Annotated in this window: 23 protein-coding genes, 1 tRNA gene and 1 pseudogene; 17 read left to right on the forward strand and 8 right to left on the reverse strand. The window is 57.3% G+C overall.

Going from position 1 to position 25289, the window contains the following annotated elements:
• Positions 1-267: 267 nt before the first annotated feature.
• The 3 genes from pyrF to efp all read right to left on the reverse strand — a co-directional run bounded on the left by pyrF (position 268) and on the right by efp (position 2179).
• Positions 268-999 (reverse strand): orotidine-5'-phosphate decarboxylase, encoded by a 732-nt coding sequence (pyrF, locus tag RRF56_RS04170; protein ID WP_317036369.1) that lies wholly within the window; start codon positions 997-999, stop codon positions 268-270.
• Between the two features lie 20 nt (positions 1000-1019).
• Positions 1020-1511, reverse strand: a complete 492-nt coding sequence (gene accB, locus RRF56_RS04175) for an acetyl-CoA carboxylase biotin carboxyl carrier protein (protein ID WP_317036370.1) — start codon at positions 1509-1511, stop codon at positions 1020-1022.
• Positions 1512-1621: 110 nt separating this feature from the next.
• Complete coding sequence (gene efp / locus RRF56_RS04180; protein WP_317036371.1) at positions 1622-2179, reverse strand: elongation factor P; 558 nt, start codon at positions 2177-2179, stop codon at positions 1622-1624.
• 275 nt (positions 2180-2454) lie between these two features.
• Here efp and RRF56_RS04185 point away from each other — a divergent pair, with 275 nt between their 5' ends.
• From RRF56_RS04185 to RRF56_RS04195, 3 genes are all read left to right on the forward strand, one after another.
• Positions 2455-3597, forward strand: coding sequence for a peptidylprolyl isomerase (locus tag RRF56_RS04185; protein WP_317036372.1), 1143 nt, complete (start codon positions 2455-2457; stop codon positions 3595-3597).
• Positions 3598-3618: 21 nt separating this feature from the next.
• Complete coding sequence (gene thiL / locus RRF56_RS04190; RefSeq protein WP_317036373.1) at positions 3619-4626, forward strand: thiamine-phosphate kinase; 1008 nt, start codon at positions 3619-3621, stop codon at positions 4624-4626.
• Between the two features lie 479 nt (positions 4627-5105).
• Positions 5106-6392 (forward strand): HAMP domain-containing sensor histidine kinase, encoded by a 1287-nt coding sequence (locus tag RRF56_RS04195; RefSeq protein ID WP_317036374.1) that lies wholly within the window; start codon positions 5106-5108, stop codon positions 6390-6392.
• A gap of 37 nt (positions 6393-6429) precedes the next feature.
• Here the strand turns inward: RRF56_RS04195 and RRF56_RS04200 are convergent, their stop codons facing one another.
• A complete protein-coding gene (locus tag RRF56_RS04200; RefSeq protein WP_317036375.1) occupies positions 6430-7920 on the reverse strand; it encodes a sodium-dependent transporter in 1491 nt (496 codons plus the stop codon).
• 147 nt (positions 7921-8067) lie between these two features.
• Entirely contained in the window at positions 8068-8268 is a 201-nt protein-coding gene (locus RRF56_RS04205; RefSeq protein WP_317036376.1) for a hypothetical protein, read from the reverse strand.
• A 123-nt stretch (positions 8269-8391) separates the two neighbouring features.
• Here RRF56_RS04205 and RRF56_RS04210 point away from each other — a divergent pair, with 123 nt between their 5' ends.
• The 8 genes and pseudogenes from RRF56_RS04210 to RRF56_RS04250 all read left to right on the forward strand — a co-directional run bounded on the left by RRF56_RS04210 (position 8392) and on the right by RRF56_RS04250 (position 15941).
• Positions 8392-9366 (forward strand): hypothetical protein, encoded by a 975-nt coding sequence (locus RRF56_RS04210; protein WP_317036377.1) that lies wholly within the window; start codon positions 8392-8394, stop codon positions 9364-9366.
• 48 nt (positions 9367-9414) lie between these two features.
• Positions 9415-9906, forward strand: a pseudogene (locus RRF56_RS26360) (WD40 repeat domain-containing protein).
• A 127-nt stretch (positions 9907-10033) separates the two neighbouring features.
• Positions 10034-11206, forward strand: coding sequence for an efflux RND transporter periplasmic adaptor subunit (locus RRF56_RS04225; RefSeq protein ID WP_317036379.1), 1173 nt, complete (start codon positions 10034-10036; stop codon positions 11204-11206).
• 9 nt (positions 11207-11215) lie between these two features.
• Positions 11216-12379 carry an ABC transporter permease DevC gene (gene devC, locus RRF56_RS04230; RefSeq protein ID WP_317036380.1) on the forward strand — a complete coding sequence of 388 codons (1164 nt, stop codon included), beginning with the start codon at positions 11216-11218 and terminating at the stop codon, positions 12377-12379.
• Between the two features lie 224 nt (positions 12380-12603).
• A complete protein-coding gene (devC, locus tag RRF56_RS04235; RefSeq protein ID WP_317036381.1) occupies positions 12604-13776 on the forward strand; it encodes an ABC transporter permease DevC in 1173 nt (390 codons plus the stop codon).
• On the forward strand, positions 13773-14552 hold the full coding sequence (locus RRF56_RS04240) for an ATP-binding cassette domain-containing protein (protein ID WP_317036382.1): 780 nt from the start codon (positions 13773-13775) through the stop codon (positions 14550-14552). The genes devC (RRF56_RS04235) and RRF56_RS04240 overlap by 4 nt, the downstream gene beginning before the upstream one ends.
• A 139-nt stretch (positions 14553-14691) precedes the next feature.
• On the forward strand, positions 14692-15171 hold the full coding sequence (locus RRF56_RS04245) for a T3SS (YopN, CesT) and YbjN peptide-binding chaperone 1 (protein WP_317036383.1): 480 nt from the start codon (positions 14692-14694) through the stop codon (positions 15169-15171).
• Between the two features lie 443 nt (positions 15172-15614).
• Positions 15615-15941 (forward strand): RNA-binding protein, encoded by a 327-nt coding sequence (locus RRF56_RS04250; protein WP_317036384.1) that lies wholly within the window; start codon positions 15615-15617, stop codon positions 15939-15941.
• Between the two features lie 342 nt (positions 15942-16283).
• Here the strand turns inward: RRF56_RS04250 and RRF56_RS04255 are convergent, their stop codons facing one another.
• Entirely contained in the window at positions 16284-16451 is a 168-nt protein-coding gene (locus RRF56_RS04255) for a hypothetical protein (RefSeq protein WP_317036385.1), read from the reverse strand.
• A gap of 219 nt (positions 16452-16670) precedes the next feature.
• Between RRF56_RS04255 and RRF56_RS04260 the strand changes: the two genes are divergently transcribed.
• Both RRF56_RS04260 and nei read left to right on the forward strand, forming a co-directional pair.
• Entirely contained in the window at positions 16671-17837 is a 1167-nt protein-coding gene (locus RRF56_RS04260; RefSeq protein WP_317036386.1) for a tetratricopeptide repeat protein, read from the forward strand.
• Positions 17838-17840: 3 nt separating this feature from the next.
• Positions 17841-18668, forward strand: a complete 828-nt coding sequence (gene nei, locus RRF56_RS04265; protein ID WP_317036387.1) for an endonuclease VIII — start codon at positions 17841-17843, stop codon at positions 18666-18668.
• On the opposite strand, the gene RRF56_RS04270 is transcribed toward nei, so the two are convergent.
• Positions 18658-19962 carry a TldD/PmbA family protein gene (locus RRF56_RS04270; protein ID WP_317036388.1) on the reverse strand — a complete coding sequence of 435 codons (1305 nt, stop codon included), beginning with the start codon at positions 19960-19962 and terminating at the stop codon, positions 18658-18660. The genes nei and RRF56_RS04270 overlap by 11 nt on opposite strands.
• Positions 19963-20135: 173 nt before the next feature.
• Here RRF56_RS04270 and RRF56_RS04275 point away from each other — a divergent pair.
• Positions 20136-20222: transfer RNA gene (locus RRF56_RS04275), tRNA-Ser, on the forward strand.
• Between the two features lie 68 nt (positions 20223-20290).
• Here the strand turns inward: RRF56_RS04275 and RRF56_RS26365 are convergent.
• On the reverse strand, positions 20291-20539 hold the full coding sequence (locus RRF56_RS26365; protein ID WP_410510534.1) for a transposase: 249 nt from the start codon (positions 20537-20539) through the stop codon (positions 20291-20293).
• Positions 20540-20946: 407 nt separating this feature from the next.
• Here RRF56_RS26365 and RRF56_RS04280 point away from each other — a divergent pair, with 407 nt between their 5' ends.
• Genes RRF56_RS04280 through RRF56_RS04290 form a run of 3 tightly spaced genes read left to right on the forward strand, consistent with a single transcriptional unit; the run spans position 20947 to position 25113 of the window.
• Positions 20947-22044: a response regulator transcription factor gene (locus RRF56_RS04280; protein ID WP_317036389.1), complete on the forward strand. Its 1098-nt coding sequence runs from the start codon at positions 20947-20949 to the stop codon at positions 22042-22044.
• A 50-nt stretch (positions 22045-22094) separates the two neighbouring features.
• Positions 22095-24749, forward strand: coding sequence for a PAS domain S-box protein (locus RRF56_RS04285; protein ID WP_317036390.1), 2655 nt, complete (start codon positions 22095-22097; stop codon positions 24747-24749).
• A complete protein-coding gene (locus RRF56_RS04290) occupies positions 24742-25113 on the forward strand; it encodes a response regulator (RefSeq protein WP_317036391.1) in 372 nt (123 codons plus the stop codon). Before RRF56_RS04285 ends, RRF56_RS04290 begins: the two co-directional genes overlap by 8 nt.
• Positions 25114-25289: the final 176 nt, after the last annotated feature.

Raw genomic sequence — 25289 nt, forward strand, 5'->3', positions numbered from 1 at the left:
CCTCCGCCGGGCGACGCGATAGATTGAGGTTGCGGCTAGCCACCCGGTTGGCATAGCTGGGTAAATCTTGAAGCAGCCGGGTGGCCAACGGCTGAAGTTCGGTGGGGCAAAGGTTGTCGCGCCTGAGATAGACCGGATTCTCAGGGGCGGGGGCCGAGACCTGGGCCTGCCCCAAGCCAGGTAAAACCACCAGCCAGGTGATGCCGAGACATATAGACCAAGCCCTCAGGTAGACCGCAGGGCAAGACTTACCCCGCGACACTGACGCTACAGGGCAGCGCATTCGTCACAGATGCGCTGAAACGCAGTAACCGGGTCGGGGTCGGCGGTAATCGGTCGGCCAATCACCAGGTAGTCGGCCCCGGCTTGCAGAGCCTGGGCAGGGGTGAGGGTGCGGCGCTGGTCTTGGCTGCTGGCCCAGCTAGGGCGCACGCCAGGGCACACCAGAGTAAAGTCAGCGGGCAAAAACCGCCGTAGCTGACTGGCTTCCTGGGGCGAGCACACCACGCCCCCCAGGCCGCTGTCTTTGGCCAGCAGAGACATTTGCAGCGCGTAGTTGGTCGCTTCGAGCGGAATTTTGAGTTCTACGGCTAGGGTACTGGGAGAAATGCTGGTTAGCAGGGTGACTCCCAGCAGCATCGGCGGGTAGACCCCGGCAGATTCGGCCCCCGCCATCGCCGCTTCCTGGGCAGCCATTAAGGCCTCCTGGCCCGCCGCTACATGGACAGTCATCAGGTCAACCCCGTAGCGCCCCGCTGCGGCACAGGCCCCGGCCATGGTGTTGGGAATATCGTGAAATTTGAGATCGAGAAAGATGCGCTTTTGCCGAGCCTTGAGTTCGGCCAGTAACCCTGGCCCGGCGCTGACAAATAGCTCTAGCCCCACCTTCCAAAAGCTGACCTGGGGCATGGCGTCTACCCAGGCCAGTGCCATCTGGGCCGAGGGCACATCGAGGGGCACAATAATGCGCTGGTCGATAAAGCTGGGGTCAGGGGTCATGGCAGCACCTAGGGCAACAATTACGCCGGGCGTACCAGCATTAGGGTTTGGCCAAACTCTACGGGTTGACCGTTTTCAACCATAATTTCGACGATTTCGCCGCTGACTTCGGCCTCTAGTTCGTTCATTAGCTTCATCGCTTCGATGATGCACACGGTCTGCCCGCTGGTGATGCGATCGCCGATCCCGACAAAAGCTGGCTCCTCTGGGGCGGGAGAACGGTAAAACGTCCCCACCATGGGCGAATTGATGGAGACCAAATCGCTGCCCTTGCCGGGGGGAGTAGCGGGGGGAGCCGCTGGGGCGGCAGGCGACGGCTCGGCAGGCGGCGGAGCGCTGGCGGTAGTAGCCTCTACGGCCGGAGCCACCGCTGCCATGACTGAACCTAGAGCGATAGCCCCTGGTTTGCGCAGGGTAAGCTCAAAATCGGTGCTTTTGAGGGTGAGTTCGACAATGTCGCTCTGGTTGAGGGCGGTGACTAACTCTCTTAGATCGGTGACGCTTAGTTCCACGGCGAAAGTCTCGTAGGGGGTAATGGGCCTCAGATTAAGGGGCCAAGGGCTCGGGTGTCAGCGGCAGTACGGCTGACGTCCCTAGAGAGGGTAACGGGCAGGGCCGCCGCTTACTCACGACCTAGGTAGGCATCGGTGCGGGTGTCTACCTTAATTTTTTCGCCAATCGAAATGAACAGAGGCACCATGACCTGGGCTCCAGTTTCGAGGATGGCGGGCTTGGTGCCGCCAGTGGCGGTGTCGCCCTTCACCCCCGGATCGGTTTGGGTGACCTCAAGCACAATGGAGTTGGGCAATTCTACCTCTAGAATTTGACCGTTCCAGCTGATCACGCTGACGCTCATTTCTTCTTTGAGATATTTCACCTGGCTACCGATTTCATCGGTTGTGAGGCGCACTTCCTCATAGGTTTCCATATCCATGAACACCAGGTCTTCGCCGTCGCGGTAGGTGTGCTGCATGTCTTTCTTCTCGATCACCGCCTGGGGCACGGTTTCACCAGCCCGAAAGGTTTTCTCAACGGTGTTGCCGCTTTTGACATTTTTTAGTTTGGTGCGCACAAAGGCCGATCCCTTACCGGGCTTGACGTGGAGAAATTCGACCACGCGCCAGACCGATCCGTCTAGCTCAATTGAAGTACCGGTGCGAAAATCATTACTGGAAATCATGGCGCTAGCTTACGGTAGGCAGTCTAAGTTTTGGCACTTCATTTTACCCCCCTGCGGCCATTTCCCACAGATTTTACCCTCAACCCTGGCCAATCTGTAGAAGGACCTAAAGCGAATGGCCGGAGCGTCTAAATAATAGAGGAATAGAGGCGGATCCGGGAAGTTCTGACTGGCTGACCCTGGGCAATGGCCTGGGGCGTTCCAGAGTATGACAAGATTGTAGGGGCGCAGTGCGTCACACGGAGACCGGTCGTCCGGGCGGAGATAAAGGAATTATGGCTAAGCAAACAAGCGCAATGATGGGTAAACAGCAGAGGTTAATCTGGCCACGGCTGATGCAGCTGGGCCTGGGGCTGGTGATTACCGCAGGAGTGTGGCTGAGCAGCCTGTCTCCGGCCCAGGCTATGCCTGTGGGGCCGCTAGCCTACCTGCCACCGGGCAATGCCATTACCGATGGTAAGGCGCTGTTGCGCTACTCGCTGCCCATCGACAATCCTGAGATTCGGGCGGTGCAGGGCACCCTGGAGGGGTTGTCGCAGTGGCTGCGCAGCAAACGCTGGGGACCGATCAGCAAAGATATTACTAAGATCGAGCGCACCTTGACCCGCAGTCGTGAGACGATGCTGGCGGCGGTGCCTGCGGGCAAACGAGCGGCCGCGATCAGCTACCTCGATGACATTCAGGCCCAGCTCCTGCCCCTGCAAGAGGCCGTTGATCTGCGCGATCGCGAAACCGTATGGCTCAAGCGAGCGGCCATGCTAGAAGATGTCAGCCGCATTGAAGAGCTGATGGTCAAAGAGTTTCCCTACGAGGTGCCCGAAGAGTACAGCAGTTTGCCCCAGCTCAAAGGGCGGGCCACGGTCGAGGTGACGACCAACAAAGGTAGCCTGCAAGCGGTGATCGATGGCTATAGCGCCCCGGTGACCGGCGGCAATTTTGTTGACCTAGTGCAGCGCGGCTTCTACGACGGCATGGAGTTTACCCGCGCTGAAGACAACTACGTACTGCAAACCGGCGACCCTGCTGGTCCCGAAGATGGCTTTGTTGATCCCAAGACCAAAGCCTATCGAGCGGTGCCCCTGGAGATTTTGGTGAAGGGTGATGAGGCCCCCGTCTACGGCACCACCCTAGAGGAGATTGGGCGCTTTTTAGACGCGCCCGTGCTGCCATTTTCGGCCTTTGGCACCCTGGGTATGGCCCGCCCCAACACTGACCCCAACGGCGGTTCTTCGCAGTTTTTCTTCTTCTTGTTTGAGCCCGAGATGACCCCCGCTGGCCTCAACCTGCTCGATGGCCGCTACTCGGTCTTTGGCTATGTAGTCGAAAACAAAGAACTCCTGGAGCAACTCACCCAGGGCGATCGCATTGAGTCGATTCGGGTGGTTTCTGGGGGCGATAACTTGGTGCAGCCGACCTAGGGAAGTGGTACTGAATTTCCTATGGCAAATTCGCAAACCGTGGCTGAGCTGGGAGAGTTGGGGCTGCTGAAGCGGCTGTTTCGCTACTGCCCTGGGTCGGTGGTGGGCGATGACGGAGCAGTGGTGACCCTGCCTCCCGACCGGCAGTTGGTGGTCACCACCGATGTGCTGGTGGATGGGGTGCACTTTAGCGATCGCACCACCTCCCCGGCTGATGTGGGCTGGCGAGCTGTGGCAGCTAATCTCTCAGACTTGGCGGCGATGGGGGCGGTGCCGGAGGGCATTACCGTGGGCCTGAGCTTACCGGGGGCTACGCCGCTGGCCTGGGTCGAAGGGCTTTACCAGGGAATGGCCGACTGCCTAGAGCGCTGGGGTGGGGTGGTGCTGGGGGGTGACCTGTGCCGGGCCGATACGGTCAGCGTGGCCATTACCGCTCTAGGGAACGTGGTGCCTCAGCGGGCGCTTTACCGTCACCGCGCCCAGCCAGGGCAGGCGATTGTGGTCACGGGCTACCACGGGCTGTCGCGGGCAGGGCTAGCGCTGTTATTAAAGTCTGAACCAGGCACTCCTCCTGCCGCGACCGATGGCGATCGCTGGGTAGCAGCCCATCAACGACCTCAGCCCCGGTTTGATGCGATCGCCGTCCTAGACGACCTGCTGGGCGAAGGCAATACCGCTGCGATCGCCGCTATGGATTCTAGCGATGGTTTGGCCAACGCGGTGCTGCACCTGTGTCAGGCCAGCGGTGTGGGGGCTCAGCTTAACGAGACCGACCTGCCGATCGATCCGGCCCTGGGGGCTTGGGTGGGCCAGGCCCAGGCCATAGACTGGTGCCTTTACGGCGGCGAAGACTTTGAGCTGGTACTGTGTTTGCCCTGGCCCCTGGCCGAGGCCCTATGCGATCGGCTAGGGCACCCGTGCCGTATTGTCGGCAAAACCACCACCGCTCCTGCCGTCGAACTCTGGCCTGCCGAGGGCACAGCCCCGACCGTGCTCAGCTTTAGTCAAGGGTTTCAACACTTTGCCTGAGGGGTGGGCAATGGAAATCCGGCTAGAACGTTTGGGGATTATGCTAAATCCTGAATGAATACCCCCGATTTGTAGGGGCGTAGCATGCTACGCCCCTACGGGGTTCCTAATTATGAACCGGGGTTTACCAAATCGGATTTGCTCTAAAAATAGATTTTTATCGTTGGGGGTGCCGCGTCAGCGGTATGGACAACGGGTATTAGATCGTCCTGGAGCGAGGCTCTAACGGCCTGCTACCCAAGCCGACTCTACCGCTGTATTTCCTGAAGCAGGCTGATAATTGCAGCAGTTGCTTGAGTGAGGACACGTTGACAGGCGGAATCTTCTGGTAGGGGCAGTGCAGTGCAATCCCCCTAGGTCAAACCTGTTCTAAACCCAATAGATGTTTGCAATAAACAATAGTGTCAGGACGCTCTGCCCTACCCACTGGTGAGGTTTAATGGGGAGAGATTGACCGCTGCTTGGATCCACTATTACCCATGACTGCCCCCGATCAGGAAGATCTCCGGGTCTTCTGCCGCGACGACGAGGCTTTTGCTCAACTCCAGCAGGTGCTGAGCCAGCGCGAGATGACTCGAGAGCAGTACCTGCAAACCATGGCTCAGCAAACCCAGCAGACCCAGGCCCTAGAAGCCCAGCGCCAGGCGGCTGAAGCGGCCAGTCAGGCGAAGAGCCGCTTTCTCGCCATGATCAGCCACGAGCTTCGTACCCCGCTCAACTCAATTTTGGGCCTTTCAGCTTTGCTGTCGCGGCAGGTGGTGGGTCCGCTCAACGCCAAGCAGCTTGAATACCTCAACTACATCAACGGCAGCGGTGAACATCTACTGGCGATCATTAGCGATATTCTTGACCTCTCTAAGGTGGAGGCGGGCCAAGAGCACCTGCGGCTGACCGAGGTATCGCTGCCCGATCTGTGTCAGTCTTGTTTGGCCATGGTGCAGCCCCGCGCCACCGAGAAAACTCTCACGCTGACTCACCAGGTAGCCGCCGATGCCACTACCTGCACCGCCGATGAGCGCCGCCTGCGCCAAATGCTGCTGAATCTGTTGACCAATGCCATCAAGTTTACGTCCCAGGGCCAGGTGACTCTGACTGTGCAGCGCTGCGACGCCCTGATCGAGTTTCGGGTCGAAGACACCGGCATTGGCATTCCGGCCAACCAGCTAGAACACATTTTTCAGCCCTTTACTCAGATCGATCGCGACCTCGATCGCCAGTATGACGGCGCTGGCTTGGGGCTAGCCCTGACCCGTCAGTTGGCCCAGCTCCATGGGGGCCATCTGCGGGTTGAGTCGGCGGAGGGCCAGGGGAGCCAGTTCTTGCTGTACTTGCCCCGGCAGGGGGGGGATAGGGCGGGCACAATGGTTTCAACTACATCAGCCCCAACCACCCAGCACAGAGATGTCCAACGGTTAATGGTGATCGATTGCGACCTTGACCACCACCAGCCGCTCTTTGCCTACGTCAGGGCCTGCGGTTGGCAGGTCGACGGCTACCAGAGCTGGCCAGAGGTGCATCACCACCTGCGTCAGCTCCCGCTCCACCTATTGCCCCAACTGCTGGTGGTGGGCGATCGCGAAGCCGACAACCCGGCACTGCTGGAGCAGTTGCAACAGATCAGGCCACCCCGGCTACCCCAACCGATCAAAGTGGCCATTCTCTATGCAGAGCAGGCTCCCAAACTGGCAACCGAGGCCTACATTGTCGATGCCTGCATTCAGCTGCCGCTCACGATCCCCAAGCTAGAGCGGATGCTGTCGCTCTAGCTTGGGGCCTCAGCTCGCCATGGTGACTCGCCACAGATCACTCAGGGGTCGCCTTGCGATCGCCCGCTGCGGCCCCAAAGCCTCGCACCATCCAGAGCCCTAGCCCCACTGGCACCACCACCGTAGCCCAGCCCAAAGCCAGCGCCCAGGCAGGGTAGCCTTCGTAGGGGGTGCGCAGATCGGTCGAGAGCTGGGTAGCCAGCAGAATGGCGAGCACACCGGGCACCAGCCACTTAATTGACCAGTTCCACCAGCGCCCGATCTGCCACTGGCTAACCTCATTGATGTAGCGCCGCAGCAGTTCGGCCCCAAACACCCAGCCACCTAAAATAGCCATTCCCAGGGCCATCAGCATGGCGTTGTAGCTCACTACAAAGTGATCGACGATGTCGAGGAAGTAGAGCCCCGCCCGGGTTGTGTAGAGCAGACCGACGCCAAAGGCCGCCAGGCAGACCCACCCGGCCACCTGGGTGTTTTTAAGCTCTGGCTTGATGTCGAGAATGGTGGCGATCGCCGGTTCGACCAGAGAAAAGGCGCTGTCGATGCCCAGGGTCAGCAGCATAAAGAAAAACAACGCACTAAACAGCCCCGGCAGCGGCATCAGACTGAGCGCCTGGGGAAACACCACAAAGGCCAACCCCGGCCCCGACGTGGTGACCTCTGCCACCGAGGTATTAGCGCTCCAGGCCATATAGCCCAGCACCGCAAACACCACAAACCCAGCAAACAAGCTAATTGCCATATCCGCCAGGGCTGTAATCCACGATGACTGAACGATATCTTCGTCAGGGTTTTTGTAGCTGGCGTAGGTAAGCATGATTGCAAAGGCCACCGACAGGGTGAGAAACGCCTGGGAAGCCGCCGCCGTCCACACCTCCGGTGACAGCATGGCACTCCATACCGGGGTGATATAGAGCTGCCAACCGGGCCAAAACCCCGGCAGCATTACCGATCGCACAAACAATACCCCCAGCACTGCCACCGGAATCGGCACCGTATAGAGCACAACTTTGCCCACGCTCTTCGGCCCCTGCCAAATGCAGAAATAGATCATCAGCCAGATCACCGCCAGGGCTGCCACCACGGGCCAGTTAAAGCCCCCCAGTTGGCCCACCCCGTCGCTAATTTGCAACACATTGCCAAAGAAATAGCCCTCGGGGTCGTCGGCCCATGCAACCGCAAACGATCGCAGCAGGTAGAGCAAACACCAGGCCATCACTACCGCGTAGTAGGCCACCACCAAAAAGGCTGAAATTACCCCCAACAGCCCCACACCTCCAAAGGCCGGGTGCATGTGGCGCAGCGATTTAATCGGCCCCCGCTGCATGCGCTGGCCAATGGCCAACTCTAATATCAAAATTGGGGTCGCCATCACCACAAAGGCAATTAGGTAGGGGATGAGGAAGGCCCCACCGCCGTACTGCCCCGCCAGGTAGGGGAACCGCCACACGTTCCCCAGGCCCACCGCCGAACCGACAGCGGCCAAAATAAACACGGTCTGTGACGACCATTTATTGTCGTGCGCCATAGCTTTTCCTCAATCGGGTCTCCTTAAATCAGGTCTGCCAAATGGGTTTATGCACCATAAAATGCGGGCTCAACCCTCAACAAAATCGCGAAAACAATCTTTAACCAGGACCGCAATCTGTTAAGAATTACTCGTTAGAGCCATCTGCTACAGCAGCGCCAGCAAATGGTTAGCCAGCACTTCGGGAGCCGAGAGGTAAGGGTTGTGACGGGTATCTAAGGTGATGACCGAAGCACAGGGCAGGGCGGTGGTCATGCGCCGCTGGGGCGCTGAGCTAATGGTGCGATCGCGCAAACCCTCGATATGCACCCGTGGCACCTGGCCAAAGTTCTCAGGTGTGGTGGGCACAGAAGTAGCAAGCAGGACCAAGAGCTGAGGCACACAGCACAGTTTTTTTGAATATAATCTATACGTGCAATGCATACGTCATGTGTACGGCGCAAGAATACAGAGATTAACGGGAGAATGCTTTTGTCATCTCAGTCACTCTCAAAGAAGCAAAAATTTATCAACTCCATAGTATTTGGTTATGGAGCCACCACAAGAGCTTTAGACTCTTTAATCGGAAAATTCAAAAGAATATTATTTTATCAAAACCGAAAAATTACTGAAACTTTCGCAGATCCACTAATTGACCTAAAGCCACAAAATAGACCCAAAGTTCTAATAGGAATTGCACATATTACCTCTCCTCAAGAATCCAAGGATTTCTTAGGTGTTGGAGCTGATAAAGTTGAGCGCCTTCGGCGCACCCTGGATGGTTTATTAAGCAGCTTTGCCCATTGCGACTTAAAAATCACTGTACATACTTTGCCCGACAGAAATATTGTCAGCGGCTTGCCTCTATACCAGCAAGAATGTATTGATACTATTAGCTCGCCTAACTGTGATCCGATGTATGTGGGATACAGAATTCAGGATGAACTGGTCACTCATGTTAATGAATATGACTGGTTTATGTTGATTGAAGATGACATTGTAATTTCAGACGGGTGGTTTCTAAATAAAATCGAAAAATTTAATCAATTTAGTGGCAGAAATAAGTATTTACTATTTCCAAATCGCTACGAGATGGATGAGAGCAGAAAAAGCTATATTGACCTTACAATTGACCACGATATCGCTTGGGATCGCACATCAGCTATTCAGCTAGACGGTGTAAAGTTTTCTCAATGTACTAATCCTCACTCGGGTATGTACTGCCTGTCGCGATCGCAGTTAGAATTCTGGATAAAATCAGGACGATCATGGAACAACCAAACGATCATGGTTGGTCCATTAGAAAGTGCTGCGACCTTCTGCTTGATGGAGTGTTTTACGATTTATAAGCCGCATCCTCAAAATTTGAATTATCTGGAAGTAGGCCATTTTGATACTAAATATTCAAAGATGTATCCAGGTTCTTCTCCTTTTATCGTGTCTGCAATCCCCTCCTCAAAGTCGTAATTCTGAGCTAACTTTGCTGACCTGTGGCGTGCCGAGGGCACCCAGCCCCTGCTCACCCTGCACGGCCACGACAACCGGGTGCTAGCGGTCACCTTTGATCCCACAGGTCGACTGCTGGCCAGCGCCAGCGCCGATGGCAGCATCAACCTGTGGGAGTTGCCCTCGGGCCGTTTGCTCGCCAACCTGGGAGGCCACACCAACGGCGTCTGCTCGGTCAGCTTTAGCGGCGACGGCAGCCGCCTGGCCAGCACCAGCATGGATGGCACCGTGCGAATTTGGAATCTGCAGATCCACCAGTGCGATCGCATTCTCACTGAGCACAGCGGTTGAGTGTGGGCGGTGGCCTTTGCTCCCCAGGGCAATCGCTTGGTCAGCGGCAGTGCCGACGCCACCATCCGCCTCTGGAATACCACCACCGGAGCTTGTCTGCGGGTGCTGCGGGGCGATCGCCCCTACAAAGGATTAGACATCACCGGGGTCACAGGGCTGACCGACGCCCAGAAACGAATCCTCAAGGCCCTGGGGGCGGGTGAGGGGTGAGGGAACAGGAATTGACTAAACTACACCGTTCAGTTAAATTCAGGGTAGCAATGCATCTACCCTGTTTCGGGCGATTGGCTGACACTGCATTTTGCTTCCCTTCGCTATCTTTGCCCCGGCAACGCCTATGTCTATCGACTCTGATCAACCCTGGCGAAAGCCGAGTTTTTGGCTTTTGATTGGTGCTCTGCTGATTGTGGGCACCGGCTCTACTCTGGCCGTCCGCAACATCATGCAGACTCGTCAGGCGGCCCGAGAGCAGGCCGAGCTACCGCCGCCTCGCCAGGTCAAGGTGGTGGCCCTGGGCCGAGTCGAGCCCGCCAGTCGAGTGGTGAATGTAGCGGCCTCTGAGGCAGGTCGCATTGATCGCCTAGAGGTGCAAAAGGGCGATCGCGTGGAGCAGGGCCAAATTCTTGCCTACCTCGACCTGTACGACGTGCGCCGGGCCGAGCGCGACTTTGCGGCCAGCCAGCTCGCCGAGGCCCGCGCCCAGCTTGCCGCTGAGACCACCCTGGGCAACTCCCAGGTGCAGGAGGCCAGCACCCGAGTGGGGCAGATCGACGGGCCGCAGCAGGCCGCGATCGCTGCCCAAACATCCGCTATTGCTAGCCTTCAGGCCGAGCTAGACGTAGCCGAAATTGACCTGGCCCGGTTTCAGCAGCTCAATGAATCGGGGGCGATTTCCCGCCAAGAACTAGACCGCCAGCGGGCCACTGTCGAGCGTCTGCGGGCCGATCTGGGCAACGCCACCGCCACTCGCCAGCGCCTAGAGCAGACCCGTCTCAGTGACATTCAAAACGCCCAGGCCCAGGTGGTCTCGGCCCGCGCCACCACCAGCCGCGCTCAGGTGGCCAGCCGGGTTGACTCCGCCGCCCAAAACCTGGCTCTGGCCGAGGCCCAGTTGGCCCGCACGGTAGTGCGATCGCCCCAGGCCGGGCAGGTGCTCGATATCTTTGCCTACCCCGGTGAAGCGGTATCGCAATCCGGCGGGCCAATTCTCGCCCTGGGGGATACCCGCCAAATGGTGGTAGTGGCCGAGGTCTACGAAACCGATATCGGCCTGGTGCGTTTGGGGCAGCCTGTCACCATCACCAGCCGCAATGGGGCCTTTAGCGACATCCTCACCGGCACTGTCAGCGAAATCGGTCTGCAAATCGCCAAAAACGACGTGCTTGACGACGACCCCGCCGCCAACGCCGACGCCCGCGTTGTGGAAGTGCGGGTGGCGGTTGACCAAAGCGAGGCGGTGGCTGCGCTCACCAATCTCCAGGTTGATGTTGCCATTGACATTGAGCAGTAGGGGGCGGCGATGAAACTCCCTGCTCTGCCCCGCATTCCCCTGGCTTGGTACAACCTGCGCCACGATCGCCCTCGCCTACTGGTGGCTGTCGCTGGCGTCACCTTTGCGGTGCTGCTGATGTTTATGAACCTGGGCTTTTTGGGTGCTCTGGTCAGCACCACCACCAATTTCTATGACCAGTTCAACGGCGATATTTTTCTGATCTCGCCGCAGTCGCTAGAAATCAGCTCCACCAAGGCCTTCCCCCGCGAGCGGCTGTACCAGGCGGCGGGCATTGAGGGGGTGCAGCAGACGATGCCTCTCTACGCTGAGTACGCCCTCTGGAAAAACCCCGAAACGAGTCTCAGCCGGGCGCTATTTGTTTACGCCTTTAACCCCACCGACCCGGTGTTTCTGATGCCCGAGCTCAACACTGAAGAGGGGCGACGGGCTCTTCAGCAACCGAACAGTGCTTTTATTGACCGGCGATCGCGCCCTGAGTTTGGCCTCCAAACCGTGGGGCTCGAAACTGAAGCCGATCGCCGCCGCATTACCATCGTCGGCCAGTATGACCTAGGTGGTGGCTTTGCCGCCGACGGCACCTTGATCATGAGTGATCAAAACTTTCGTCGCTACTTTGCGCCTCGCTCCCTCAATCAGATCAACCTGGGCTTGGTGCTGCTGGAGCCAGGGGCCGATGCCCAGCGGGTCAAAGCCACTCTGCAAAGCCAGTTGCCCGCCGATGTTGAGGTCTACACTAAGCCCGAAATTATTCGCAAAGAGAGCCAATTTTGGATTCAGACCACCTCCATTGGCTTTATTTTTGGCCTGGGGGTGCTGGTCTCGTTCATCGTCGGCACGGTGATTGTCTACCAAATTCTCTACACCGACATTCGCGATCATCTAAGAGAATACGCGACCCTAAAGGCGATCGGTTACAGCGGTGGCTACCTGTTTAAAACCGTTATTCAAGAGGCCATTTTGCTAGCTCTGATGGGTTATGTGCCGGGGCTAATTTTGGCGCTGGGGCTCTACACCATGGCCTACAACGCTACGGCGGGCACGCTGCCTATGCAGATGACCCTCTTTCGCGTGTTTTTTGTCTTTACCCTGACGGTGCTGATGTGCGCGCTATCGGGGCTAATTTCTGTCCGTAAAGCCGTTACCGCCGACCCAGCCGAGGTATTCGCATGAAGTTTAGATTTTGGATTTGGAATGTTGGCAGAATTCTTAGGCGAGTAGGGAGCATCACAGCGCAGACCCAATCCCCCCAATCCCTTGCGGTCAAAGACGCTCCCCGTAGGGTGGGCAATGCCCACCACCCACCCTCGCCCAGCTAGAACACCCCAGCAAATACCCCGTTTAGTTTCAAAGGCTAATGGTGGGCATTGCCCACCCTACCCATCCACCCATGACCCATGACGCGAACTCCGCTAGCCCTGCTCAACCTGGTGCACGATCGCAAAAAGTTTCTCACTTCGATGGCGGGGGTAGCCTTTGCGGTGCTGCTGATGTTTCTGTTTACCGGGTTTAAAAACGCTCTCTACGACAGCCAGACCCAGTTGCTCAGCCGACTCAATGGTGAAATTGTGATCATTAATCGGCTCAAAGAAAATATGTTTGTGCCCCGCGCCTTTGCCCGCCGTCGCCTGTATCAGGCCCAGGCCTTCGACGGCGTGGAGGGGGCCTACGCCCTCTACCTTAGCGACGCCCGCTGGAAGAATCCTGAGACCCGCAGAACCCGTCCGGTACGCGTGATTGCCTACAACCCCTCCGACCCAGTGTTGCCCATGGCCGAGGTCTTGGCCCGGCAGCAGGAGCTGCGCCTGCCCAATACGGCGATGATTGACAGCCGCTCCCGCGACGAGGTTGGCCCCCGCGAAACCGGTGTCATCACCGAACTGGCCGATCGCGAAATTTGCATTGTCGGCACCTTTAGCCTGGGCACCGACTTCGCCTCGGGCAACGGCAACTTGATCATGAGCGACCAAAACTTCCTCCGCTTTTTTGCCAATCGTGGCCCCGAAGAAACTGAGCGCAGCTTTGCCACTGCCGATATTGGCCTGCTGCGGGTTGCCCCTGGTGCCGATATCGATACTCTGGTGCAAACTCTGCGCGACAGCTTGCCCCAGGACGTGCTGATTTTGCCCATGGCTGGCCCCGAAGGGTTTATCGCCCGCGAGCGCACCTACTGGGAAGAAAACACCAACATCGGCTTTGTGTTTTCGCTGTTGACCACCATGGGGTTTGTGGTCGGCATTATTTTGGTCTACCAAATTCTCTACACCGACGTGGCTGACCACTGGTCGGAGTACGCCACCCTGAAGGCGATCGGCTACGACAATACCTACCTGTTTGGGGTGGTGATTCAAGAGGCAATTATTCTTTCAGTGCTGGGGTTTATTCCTGGCCTGCTGATTAGTGCCCTGTTCTACAACCTGGGGGCAGCAGTCACCGGTCTGCTATTTCAGTTGACCCTACAGCGAGTCGCTAACATTTACATCATGACCTTTATTATGTGCCTGATTTCCGGTGCCATTGCGGTACGCAAGGTGCAGCGCACTGACCCTGCGGAGGTATTTGGGCTATGACTGCACCATCCTTGTCCCCTGATTCGCTGCCCGCCGCCGTCGAGGCGTCGATTCAGGTGCGCCACCTCAATTATTTCTTTGGCAAGGGCGATCTGCGCAAGCAGGTGCTGTTTGATATCAGCCTCGATCTGCACCCCGGTCAGATTGTAATTATGACCGGCCCCTCCGGCTCGGGCAAAACTACCCTGCTGACCTTAATTGGGGCACTGCGATCGGCCACCGACGGCAGTTTGCAGGTGCTGGGCCAAGAACTGGTGGGGTTGGGCGATCGCCGGCTGGTCGAGATTCGCCGCAATATCGGCTTTATCTTTCAGGCCCACAACCTGTTTGAGTCTCTAACGGCCGCCCAAAATGTAGAAATGGCGGTGGAGCTGACCGGCAACTTTCGCGGCAAGCGCCAGCAGGCGGTGGATATTCTCAGCCAGGTGGGGCTGGCCGAGCGGGCCGACTATAAACCGGCAGCACTGAGCGGCGGGCAAAAGCAGCGGGTGGCGATCGCCCGCGCCCTGGTCAACCAGCCCCAGCTAATTCTGGCTGACGAACCCACCGCCGCCCTCGACAAACAGTCGGGCCGCGACGTGGTGACGCTGATGCAGCACCTGGCCCAAGAAAAAGGCTGCACCATTCTCATGGTCACCCACGACAACCGCATTCTCGACGTGGCCGATCGCATCATTAACCTGGTGGATGGGCGGCTGGAGTCAGACGAAAGCCCCCAGCAGTTTGTCGATAGCCACGCCCCCAAAACCCTCGACCAGAAGATGTTCATTATGTAGGGCAATCTGAAAGTGAGCTGCTCCACCCATCTGCTCCACCCAAAGGAGATGGTGGGTACTGCCCACCCTACGACACTAAGGTTCATCCACCCACCCACCCATCCACTCCCCACCCCTTCACTCTTCACTCCCCACTCCCATGCCCATCTCCTTCGCCAGCACCGTCCAAGCCCTTACCTACACCAAAGTCGCCGACTACCTACAAACCGCCGATCTATTTAGAGAAAGCCTGCGGGCCTACGCCGACATCCCTCGCTTTGACATTCTCTACGGCTCTACCCTGATCGAAGTTGAGGTGCTGCCCTGGGAAGTGCACCCCTGGGAAAAAGCCGACCTGGCCACGGTAAGGGCCACCAGCTGCGTCACCATCGGCAGCACCATTGACAAAGACCTGATGCACTTTTTGCTCACCGAAAACCGTCGTATGCGCTTTGGGGCCTTTCATCTCGACGACGCCAACCAGGTGCTGTTTGCTGAAAGCGTCCTCGGCGGCGAACATATGGATCTGCGGGAGCTACAGACCTGCATTCTCTCGGTAGTCACCATCGCCGACACCTACGACGACATTATTGCCCAGCGCTTTGGTGGCCAGCGGGCGATCGATCGAGTCACAGTCTGACCTGGGCTCAGTCGATCCTCAGCAAGAGCCTCGCCAATTAATCCAGGTCCAGCGCCATTCCCGCGAAGACGGGAATCTGCTATGGAGTAGTTGATTTAGCCGGTACTTTGTTTGAAGGCACTCCTTGACGCTGTGAAGGAGATCCGTGGCCTGTCCCACCATGCCTCGTTCTGTTGAAGAGCCAGACTGCTCTTAATATAACTTTATGCAAAGTTGGTGAATCGCGCGATTTTGCCGTGCCCCTTGGCTTTGAGTCTGGGTTGAGCGGTTATTTTGAACGTGAGCCTCCCACAACCTTTCCAAACGTGCTACCGTTACTCCAGAGATATAGAGATCGGTTTGCAGCATTTGTTTCTAGTATTAACGCGTTTTTCCGTTTTTCCATTGACAGATTCCTCTCCGAAATTTTGCTCTACAAGCCCTTTAATTTTTGGAGACCAATTATGTCAATCTACGTAGGCAATCTGTCTTACGACGTTACCAGCGAAGATCTAACCTCGATCTTTGCGGAGTATGGCTCGGTTAAGCGAGTTCAGCTTCCCACCGATCGCGAAACCGGTCGCATGCGCGGCTTTGGTTTTGTGGAAATGAGCGCTGACTCTGAGGAAGCGACCGCTATTGAAGCTCTTGACGGAGCTGAGTGGATGGGTCGTGACCTTAAAGTCAACAAAGCCAAGCCCCGCGAAGATCGCAGCGGTGGCGGCTCCTTTGGTGGTGGTGGCGGTGGCCGCAGAGGTGGCGGTGACAGCTTCTCTCGTGGCGGTTACTAAGCTCTGAAGCTACTTTAGGGTTGTGAGAGCCTAGTTGTAGAGACTAGGTGCTTAACCTAATAACTGGAAAGGGTTCAAGCCACAGGCTCGAACCCTTTTTAGTCGTCCTGTGGCTTGGGTGCATCTGGAGGTCGATCCAATTGCCGCCAGACAAAACTGTAGGAGCGTAGGCGTAGCCGGGCCAGAGACTCTACGGCATTCGCCCTGCTGAACTGAGGGTAACCCAACAGGATTTACTATTACTGAGATCTTTAGGTGATTTTATACACAGTCATGGCAAAAAGCCCCCTTGATGAAGGGGGCGGGACAAGTTAGTGAAAGTCATCAGAAGTAGGGCTTGATTTAGAGGGTTTCGACCGTTTCAGCGTAGGCATCGCCATCAAAGGGCTGAACCCCAATTTCGGGGTAGCTGTTATCGTCGGGGCCAAATATTCTACCGATCGGCTCGGCAAAATATTGCATTAACCCATCAAAAAAGTAGCCAAAAACAGAGAGCTTCAGACCTTTCATGACTGGCACCTCGCGGCTAAAGGAATAAATTTAGGCAGAGTCTGTAGCAATGCGGTGTAGCGACAATCAGGTTTTGTTTGGTGTAACCTGATACTTAAATGCTATGGGATCAACGGCAGCCTTCACCCTGATGGTGACCATTCTTTACAGCGGTTGGCAAGTTGTAATATATGGATTGCACTAGTTGATGATCAGACTAAGCAGTAAGGAGATTATTCTGTGAGACGCAGTTACGCAGCAATCGCTATCTTGTGCGGAGTAATTGGCGGCTGGACGGTGGTGCCCAGTGCCCAAGGGGCGGTTGCAGAGCCTCAGGTTGGGGCGGGCTTCTTACTCCAGCCTGAGGCGACTCTATGGATAGCTCAAAACAGCGGCAACGGGTTGAGCACGGCCCAGCAAGATCAAGTTGATGACCTGCTGCGCCAGGGGCAAACCAAGGTGTCGGCGCGAGACTATGCTGGGGCGATCGCAATCTATCAGCAGGCGGCAGCGATCGATCGCCAAAACCCACGCTTATTTTCGGGCATTGGCTACCTTCATGTGCAGCAGGGCAACTATAGCGAGGCGATTGAGGCCTACCGCCGGGCGATCGCTCTAGACGGTAACAACCTGGCCTTTCGCTATGGCCTGGCCCATAGCCAGTACAAAAATAACCAGTTTGATGAGGCTCTGGCAACCTACCAGGGCATTCTTTCGACCAACCCGCGAGAGGTAAATGCTCATTTGGGCATTGGCGGCATTCAGCTGGAGCGTAACGACTACGACGGTGCCCTCGCCACCTACCAAACCTTGGCCCGCATTGCCCCGGGCAACGCCCAGGCGTATGAAGCCCTAGGCGCGCTGTACCTGCAGCAAGAAAACTACGACCAGGCACTCACCTACTTAAATCAGGGACTGCGGGCTAACCCTAACAACGGTGACCTGTACGTCAGCGTAGCCAATATTTACCTGAGGCAGGATCGCCGGACTGAGGCCGCTGAAAACCTGCGCCAGGCCCTGCGGGTCGCCCCCCAAAATGCCCAGGCTCAACACCAGACTGGGTATTTGCTCTACCAGGCGGGCGATCGCGAGGCCGCCTATGACTACTTGGTGCGGGCAGTGCGCCTCAACCCCGACCTCGTGGCCGCCCACGCCCTGCTGGGCGAGTTGCTGCTGGAACGTGGCCAATACCTGCAAGCGGTGCTCTCCTACCGCAAGGTGGTCGATGCGCTGCCCGACGATCCAGCGGCCTTCTATAATCTCAGCCTGGCGCTCCATGGCCAGGGGTTAGAGGCTCAGGCCCTCTCAAACCTTGAGTTGGCCGCCATTCTATACGCGCGCCAGGGGGATACGGCAGGGGCCGCCCGAGCCCGCGAACTCATGGCCTTTTGGGGCTTTGGGCGGTAACCCATGCCTGAAGGCCCAGAAATTCGTCGGGCTGCCGATAACATCCATCGGGCGATCGCAGGCAATATTGCCTGCGATGTGTTTTTCGCCTTCGACCACCTCAAACCCTTTGAGGCTGAACTGGTCGGCAGTACGGTGGTGGCAGTCAAACCCTACGGCAAAGCCATGGTCACCTACTTTGACAGTGGGTGGGCGGTCTACAGCCACAACCAGCTCTACGGTAAATGGGTCACTTGCAAACCTAACGCCACTACACTCACCGGTCGTCAGCTGCGGTTCGCGGTTCATACCCCTCGCCGTTGGGCACTGCTCTACAGCGCCTCAGAGATTGAGGTGCTGACCGCCGAGGCAGTGCCCAGCCATCCCTACATCGTTAAACTCGGCCCCGATACCCTCGATGTCAACCTCACCCCCGATCGGGTGGCAGAACGTACCCTCAGCCAGCCATTTCACCGTCGCCAGTTTGCCACCCTGCTGCTCGATCAGAGCTTTTTGGGCGGAATCGGCAACTATCTCCGCACCGAAATTTTATATGTGGCGGGCATTCACCCTAGCCAGCGCCCGATAGACTGTAGCGCCGTGCAGATTGCCGCCTTTGCCAAGGCAGCCCTGGCCTTGCCCCAGCAGTCTTACCGTCACAGTGGCATTACCAACGACCTGGCCCTAGCCGCTCAGCTTAAGCAGACCGGCTACCGTCGTCGCGAGTATCGCCATTGGGCCTTTGGCCGACTGGGCCAGCCCTGTCATCGCTGCGGTGACACCATCACTAAGATTACGATTGGCGGCAGGCGCTGCTATGTCTGCCCGAGTTGCCAGCCGGTTAACCGCTAGTCACCGACAACCCATCTAGCAATACCGAAGGGGTGTAGCAAGAACCGTTCCATTCAGCATCGCTGCCCAGCTCAACGCTATCCTTGAGCGCGCTATAGATATTGCCGGCCACCATCGTGTCTTTAATGCGGCCCACCAGTTCGCCCCGGTGAATGCGGTAGCCCAGGTCAACATTGACCGAAAAGTCACCGGCAATGCCAGGGCCACCGCCCAAAATTTGATCAACCAAAATGCCATTGTCAATGGTAGCGATCAGCTCAGCTAGGGATTGGGTGCCCGGCTGCACCAGACTGTTGTACAGGCCAGGGGTGGGATAACTGCCCAGGCCGGGGCGAAAGCCATTGCCTGTAGAACCAGCCCCCAGGGTGCGGCCAACGGCGCGATCGCAGTAAAACAACTTGACTACCCCATGCTCAATAAACACCAGTTTTTGAGTGGGTGCACCCTCGTCATCAAAGGGACAGCTAAACGGCCCCGCCTCTGGGTCTTGAAATAGCGTGATCCGAGGGGAGACCATCTGCTCCCCCAAGGCATTGCTCCAGGGCGACGATCGCTCCACCACCCGTTTACCACTCAGCGCCGACTGCAGCGTACCCCACACCATATCGGCGGCTTTAGCCGTGAATACCACCGGCATTCGCCCCGTATCAACCGCCGCCGCTGATTCGGCCCAGGCTAGTCGCTGCAAGACCTGATCGACCAAGGCATCACTATCTAGACTGTTGCGCTGGGTTTGGCCGTCGCTAACGCTCAAAAAATCGTCGCCCCGTACCCAGTCTGCCGACAGATAACTGCTGAGGGTGGCATCGCTGTAGCGGCAGTCGAGCCCCTGGGTATTGAGAATGCGTGTGGTTTCTACATCGCACTCTACATCTACGCCACAGATGACCTCCGGGTAGACGCTGCGGATGCGATCAATCATGGCTTGCCCCCACTCAATCAGCTGCTCTACCGGCACCTCTTGGCCCATATCGGGATAGTGGTGGCTGGTGCCCGCAACCAGATCAACGGTTTCCGGGTCATTGAGGGCGCTAATGGCCAGGGCTTTTTCAACGATAGAAATGGGGTCCACGTTGCCGTAGGCCACCGCTAGCCCTGGGCGTCCATTCACCCATAGCCGCAGGGCCGTACCTAAGGCCGCAGAACTTTCGAGCTGCTTGAGCCGGTTGGCTTCAAAAAAAACCGGGCGCGATCGCGATCGCGATTGCAGCACCTCTGCGGCTTCAGCACCATGCTGTAGGGCCAAGTCGATCAGTTTTTCAGCTAGCGAATTGTCGTTTAGACCAAGCACCATAGCAGTCGTCAGTTGGCAGGAGCGTACACAGAGCCTCTTCATCTTCCCGGATTGCGGCCCCCCTGCAAAGAGCGCAGTTAGAGATCCTGGGCGACAAACCTCCCATTTTTCTCAGTTTTTTGTCTAGATTCGCTAGCAGGTGCTATTCAACGCTAGAATAGCTAAGCCCCTTTGGAGAGGTGGCAGAGTGGTTGAATGCGGCAGTCTCGAAAACTGTTTGAGGGTCAAACCTCACGGGGGTTCGAATCCCCCCCTCTCCGTTGATTTGAAAGGCTTTCTGCCTTGCGGTTGCTCACTAACTAGACAGCAGTTAAAGCAGCTTTTTATGCTAGAAATGCCTTTTGAGTTGATGCCATTGGGTCTCAATCTGATTCATCTCCGGCCAGTATGGGGGCCGTTGAAAGAAATCCAGACCTTGAGCCTGCCAGATGGGCAGCCGCTCTTGCACCGCCTTACTGGTATGGATTAAGGCATTATCCTGAACAATTACGGTAGCGATACCGGTGCGCTGAAACAAATGGTGCGCTCCTCCGCCTATCGGTGCTGCTCCAATGCAGCCATCACCACCGATAGGCATTGCGGTGGACGCCCATCCCACAGCCCATACAGACCCTCTTGCTGCCACCGATTGACATGGTTGAAACCACCGTGATGCGCGGTCTTTCAGCGTACCTCGATCCCTACGGTTAATTCCGCTCACCTACTTACCTCGTCGAGGCATTGCAGTGCCATGTCCTGACAAATCGGGGGTAGACAGATAGGATTTGGTATTCTCAAAAGTTTTCAGCCTGGTCAATTCTCTAAGCACTGATTTGGCAATCGGGGGGGATTGAAGTTTTTGAAGGTGCCCAGGTATCGTAGTAGACACAATCAAAGCAAACATCATGTAGTAACTGTCACACCAGCCCAATAACACAGCCCCAATTAACACAGCCCCAATTAACACAGCCCCAATTAACACAGCCCCAATTAACACAGCCTAGAATGAAAATTCTGTTGATCGAAGATGATCTGTCGGTTAGTGAATGGTTGGTAGAAACCCTCAGTGCCCATCGCTATGCCGTCGATGCGATCGCCGATGGGGCCGCTGGGTTAACCATGGCCCTGGGTTGGCCCTACGACCTGGTGATTTTAGACTGGGTGCTACCCTCGCTTGATGGGATTGAGGTCTGCCGTCGCCTGCGATCGCAGGGGGTTCGCACCCCGGTGCTGATGCTGACCGTGCGAGGGGCCAATGCCGATATTGTGGCGGGGTTAGATGCCGGAGCCGATGACTACCTGGCGAAAAGCAGCGATGCCACCCAACTGCTAGCCCGAGTGCGGGCCTTACTACGCCGCCGCGATCGCACGACCACCCCGGTTCTAGAGTGGGGTGAGCTATGCCTCGACCCCGCCCTCACCCAGGTCACCTACCAGGGGCAGCCCGTGCCCTGCCGCCCCAAGGAATACGAACTGCTAGAGCTATTTTTGCGCTCTCCCCAGCGGTTGCTGACCCGCAGCGCCATTATCGACCACCTGTGGCCCATGGATGATCCTCCGGTAGAGGGTTCGGTAACCAACCTGATCAAAGACCTGCGCCAGCGACTCAAGCGCAACGGGCTGACCGCCAACCCCATTGAGACAGTACATGGGCTAGGGTATCGGCTGAAGCTAGCCCCGGCGGTAGAGACCCCAGCGATCGCAGCTGATCCTGGCGCAGCTAACCCCGTCGCAGCGGCCCCCGGTGACGTCTCACTCCCCCTCGATCGCATCATTCAGCAGGCTACCCAGCGGTTTCGGGCGTCCCTAACCCAACGGCTAACGGTATTAGAAGAGGCCGCTCAGGCCCTAGAGCATAGTACCTTCGATGCCCAGCAGCGGCAGCTAGCCTGCCTCGAAGCCCACAAACTGGCGGGGGGGCTGGGGCTGTTTGGCTATACCGAAGCGGCGGCGGTGGCCGAAGCCATGGAGGCGCTGCTGCAATCGACCCAGCCCTGCTCTCAGTTACCCCAGCAGCTCGAAGCTCTCAAACAATGTCTAACGCTCTCCTCCCAAGCGGAACTGACGGCGGGGGTAGGGGCCGAACCATTGTCTCCCTGCTAGCGATCGCCTAATCTAACTGGCATCACATCCATCTTTTGGGGTTTAGCACTATGCCCATTCCCCTATCTTGCCACCCCCAGCCCAACCCGAGTCGATCGCGACCCTGGGGCCTAAACACAGGGCTGATCGGGGTTGGGCTAGGCCTCATGGCGCTAGGGGGCTACCTGGCTTACCAAAATCTGGCCGATAGTCGGCGTCACTTGCTCCTGCTGGCGCTGCTGGGAGGTGCGATCGCCCTGGGTCTGCTGTTTACCCAGGCACTCCTGGCCCAATTGCGAACCTTTAACCAGATCAGTCGCCAGCTGGCGGCGGGCAATTTTGACCAACGGTTGCCCACCCATGGCTCTATCCGTGAGCTAAACGATCTGGCCGAGTCATGGAACCAGATGGCCGATCATCTCCAGCAGTCCCTAGCGTGCCTCCAGACAACCCTCAATGAGTCTGAAGCCAAGTTTGCAACTATCTTTCGCACCAGCCCCGACCCCATCGCCATTGCCACCCTGGCCGACGGCCGCCTGCTAGAGGTCAACGACAGTTTAACAAGACTATTGGGCTACAGCCGCTCAGAGTTGATTGGCCACACCGCCCTAGAACTTAACCTCTGGCACAGCCCAGACGCGCGCAGTCACTACCGATCGCAGTTGAACGCTCAGGGCCATCTGAACAATGTTGAGGTACAGTTGCGCACCAAAACCGGACAGATCAAAACTGGGCTGCTTTCCTGCGAGGTGCAGCTGCTAGAGGGGCAAAACTGCGTAATTTCGGTGCTAAAAGACATTAGCGAACGAGAGCGGCTGGAAACCGAACGCCGCCAGGCTGCCGCTCAGTTGCGTAAAACCGAACAATGGCTGGAGCAGTATAGCCAGGTGTCTCCCAGCATGATTTATACCTTTGTCAAAACACCTGAGGGAGAGGGCTGGTTTGAGTACATCAGCGCTGCCGTCGAAGTTATCGGCGAAATCACCGTCGAACAAGCCCTCCAGGATGCCGATTTAGTCAGAGGTCTCATTCACCCTGAAGATCGGGCTGACTGTTGCGCGACCGAGGCAGAGAGCGAGCAGTTCCTCCAGCCCTTTTCCCACCAGTGTCGCATTTTGACTCCCTCGGGCACGCTCAAATGGGTGCACATTCAGGCGCAGCCAGAACGGCGGACCCAGGGGCAGTTGGCGTGGCATGGTGTGATGGTCGATATTAGTTCTCACCAGCGGTCAGAGACTGCTCTGCACCAAAGCGAGGCCCGCTTCCGACAGCTGGCGGAAACCGTGCGGGAGGGCTTTTTTATCTACGAAATTCAAGCCGACCTATACTCCTATACCAACCCGTCCTATGGGGTGGTGTTGGGCATTACTGCGCCGCAACCGTTCTACAAGGGCACAAACTACTGGCTCGATCGGGTGCATGAAGGCGATCGCGATCGCCTCCTTGCCGCCCTCCAGCGAGAGCGCCAGGGCGAGAACTTTGACGAAGAATATCGCTACCTGCGCCCCGATGGCCAACTGCGCTGGCTACGATCCAAGGCCTTTCCGCTGCGCGATCAGACGGGCAATGTGGTGCGCATTGTCGGCACGGTGGAAGACATCAGCGATCGCAAACAGACTGAAATCGCCCTGCAAGAGAGCGAAGATCGTTTTCGCCGTGCCTTTGACAATGCCCCCTACGGGATTTATCTGGTGTCGGCCACCGGTCAGTTTGTGCAGGCTAACCCCTGCTACTGCAACCTCTTGGGCTATAGCGAAGCCGAGCTACTCACCCTTACCTTTAAAGACATCACTCACCCCGACGACTGGGCCGCCGACTGGGCCGAGTTTCAGCGCATGATGGCCGGAGAAACCCACACCTACCGGCTCGAAAAGCGCTACCTCACCAAGCAGGGAACGGTGATTCCAGTGGTGGTCAACGCTGCGCCCATCTACGATGCTGCCGGGCAGCTGCTGTATGCGGTGGGCCATGTCCAAGACAGTCGCGATCGCCTCGCCATCGACCGCATGAAAGACGAGTTTATCTCCGTCGTCAGCCACGAGTTGCGCACACCCATTACCTCCATTCAAGGAGCGCTGGTATTGCTGGGGGCCGGCATCTACACCGATCGCCCCGAAAAAGCTCAGCGCATGCTCAACATTGCCATCAGCAACAGCGATCGCCTGGTGCGTCTGGTAGACGACATCTTGAGTTTTGAGCGTCTAGAGTCGGGCCGGGTGCAACTCGAACCAGAGTTTTGCCAGATCAGAGACCTGATACACCAGGCGATCGACAGTGTGCAGGCCCTGGCCGATCAGTCGGGCATTACCCTGGTGACTAGCCCGCTGAGCGCCGTGCTTTGGGCTGCCCCCGACGCGATCATTCAGGTGCTCACCAATCTGCTCAGTAACGCGATCAAGTTTTCGGCAGCGGGGGAAACGGTGCAATTGCAGGCGACGATATCGAATGCAGGAGCCCTTGCGCCTACCCAAAATCCCGCAGTGATCTTCTCCGTTTGCGATCGCGGCCGGGGCATTCCCCCTGAGAAACTGACGGCGATCTTCGGCCAGTTTCAGCAGGTCGATGCCTCTGACTCACGGCGGCGGGGCGGTACGGGGCTAGGTCTAGCCATCTGTAAGCGCATTGTCGAACAGCACCAGGGCCGCATTTGGGTCGAAAGCCAGGTGGGCCAGGGCAGCACCTTCTACGTTGCGCTGCCCCTCAAACGGGAGCAACCCCATGCCTAAATGCGTTTTGGTAATCGACGACGAGGAAGACATTCGATTGATCGTTCAAGTCGCCCTAGCCGAACTGGGCGGATGGCAGACCCTAGGGGCCGCCTCGGGGGCTGAAGGGCTCAAGCTAGCCCAAGAACAGGCCATTGACGCGATTTTGCTGGATATTTCCATGCCCGATATGGATGGCTTTGAGCTGTACGATCGGGTGCAAAACCACCCAGCCACCCAAGGCATTCCAGTGGTGGTGCTGACCTCTAAGGTGCTGGCCCGCGATCGCGATCGCTTTTCTACCCTAGCGATCGCCGGGGTGATCACCAAACCCTTCAACCCACTCACCCTGGCTCAGCAGATCGCTGGTTTACTGGGGTGGTAGGGCAATAGCGCTGGCCTCTAGCTTGCAGGATTCATGCTTTTAGAGAAACGTCTGTACTGACCCAATAGACCCACACCATCCGGTGAGTTTCTAATCCTATGACTTTCCTATAGTCTTCTACTACTGTTAGGCTCAGTCATCTCAACTTTCCTGGTCCTAAAATGGATCAACCTTTT

Origin of the sequence: Nodosilinea sp. E11 (assembly GCF_032813545.1) — a bacterium.
Taxonomy (GTDB): Bacteria; Cyanobacteriota; Cyanobacteriia; order Phormidesmidales; family Phormidesmidaceae; genus Nodosilinea.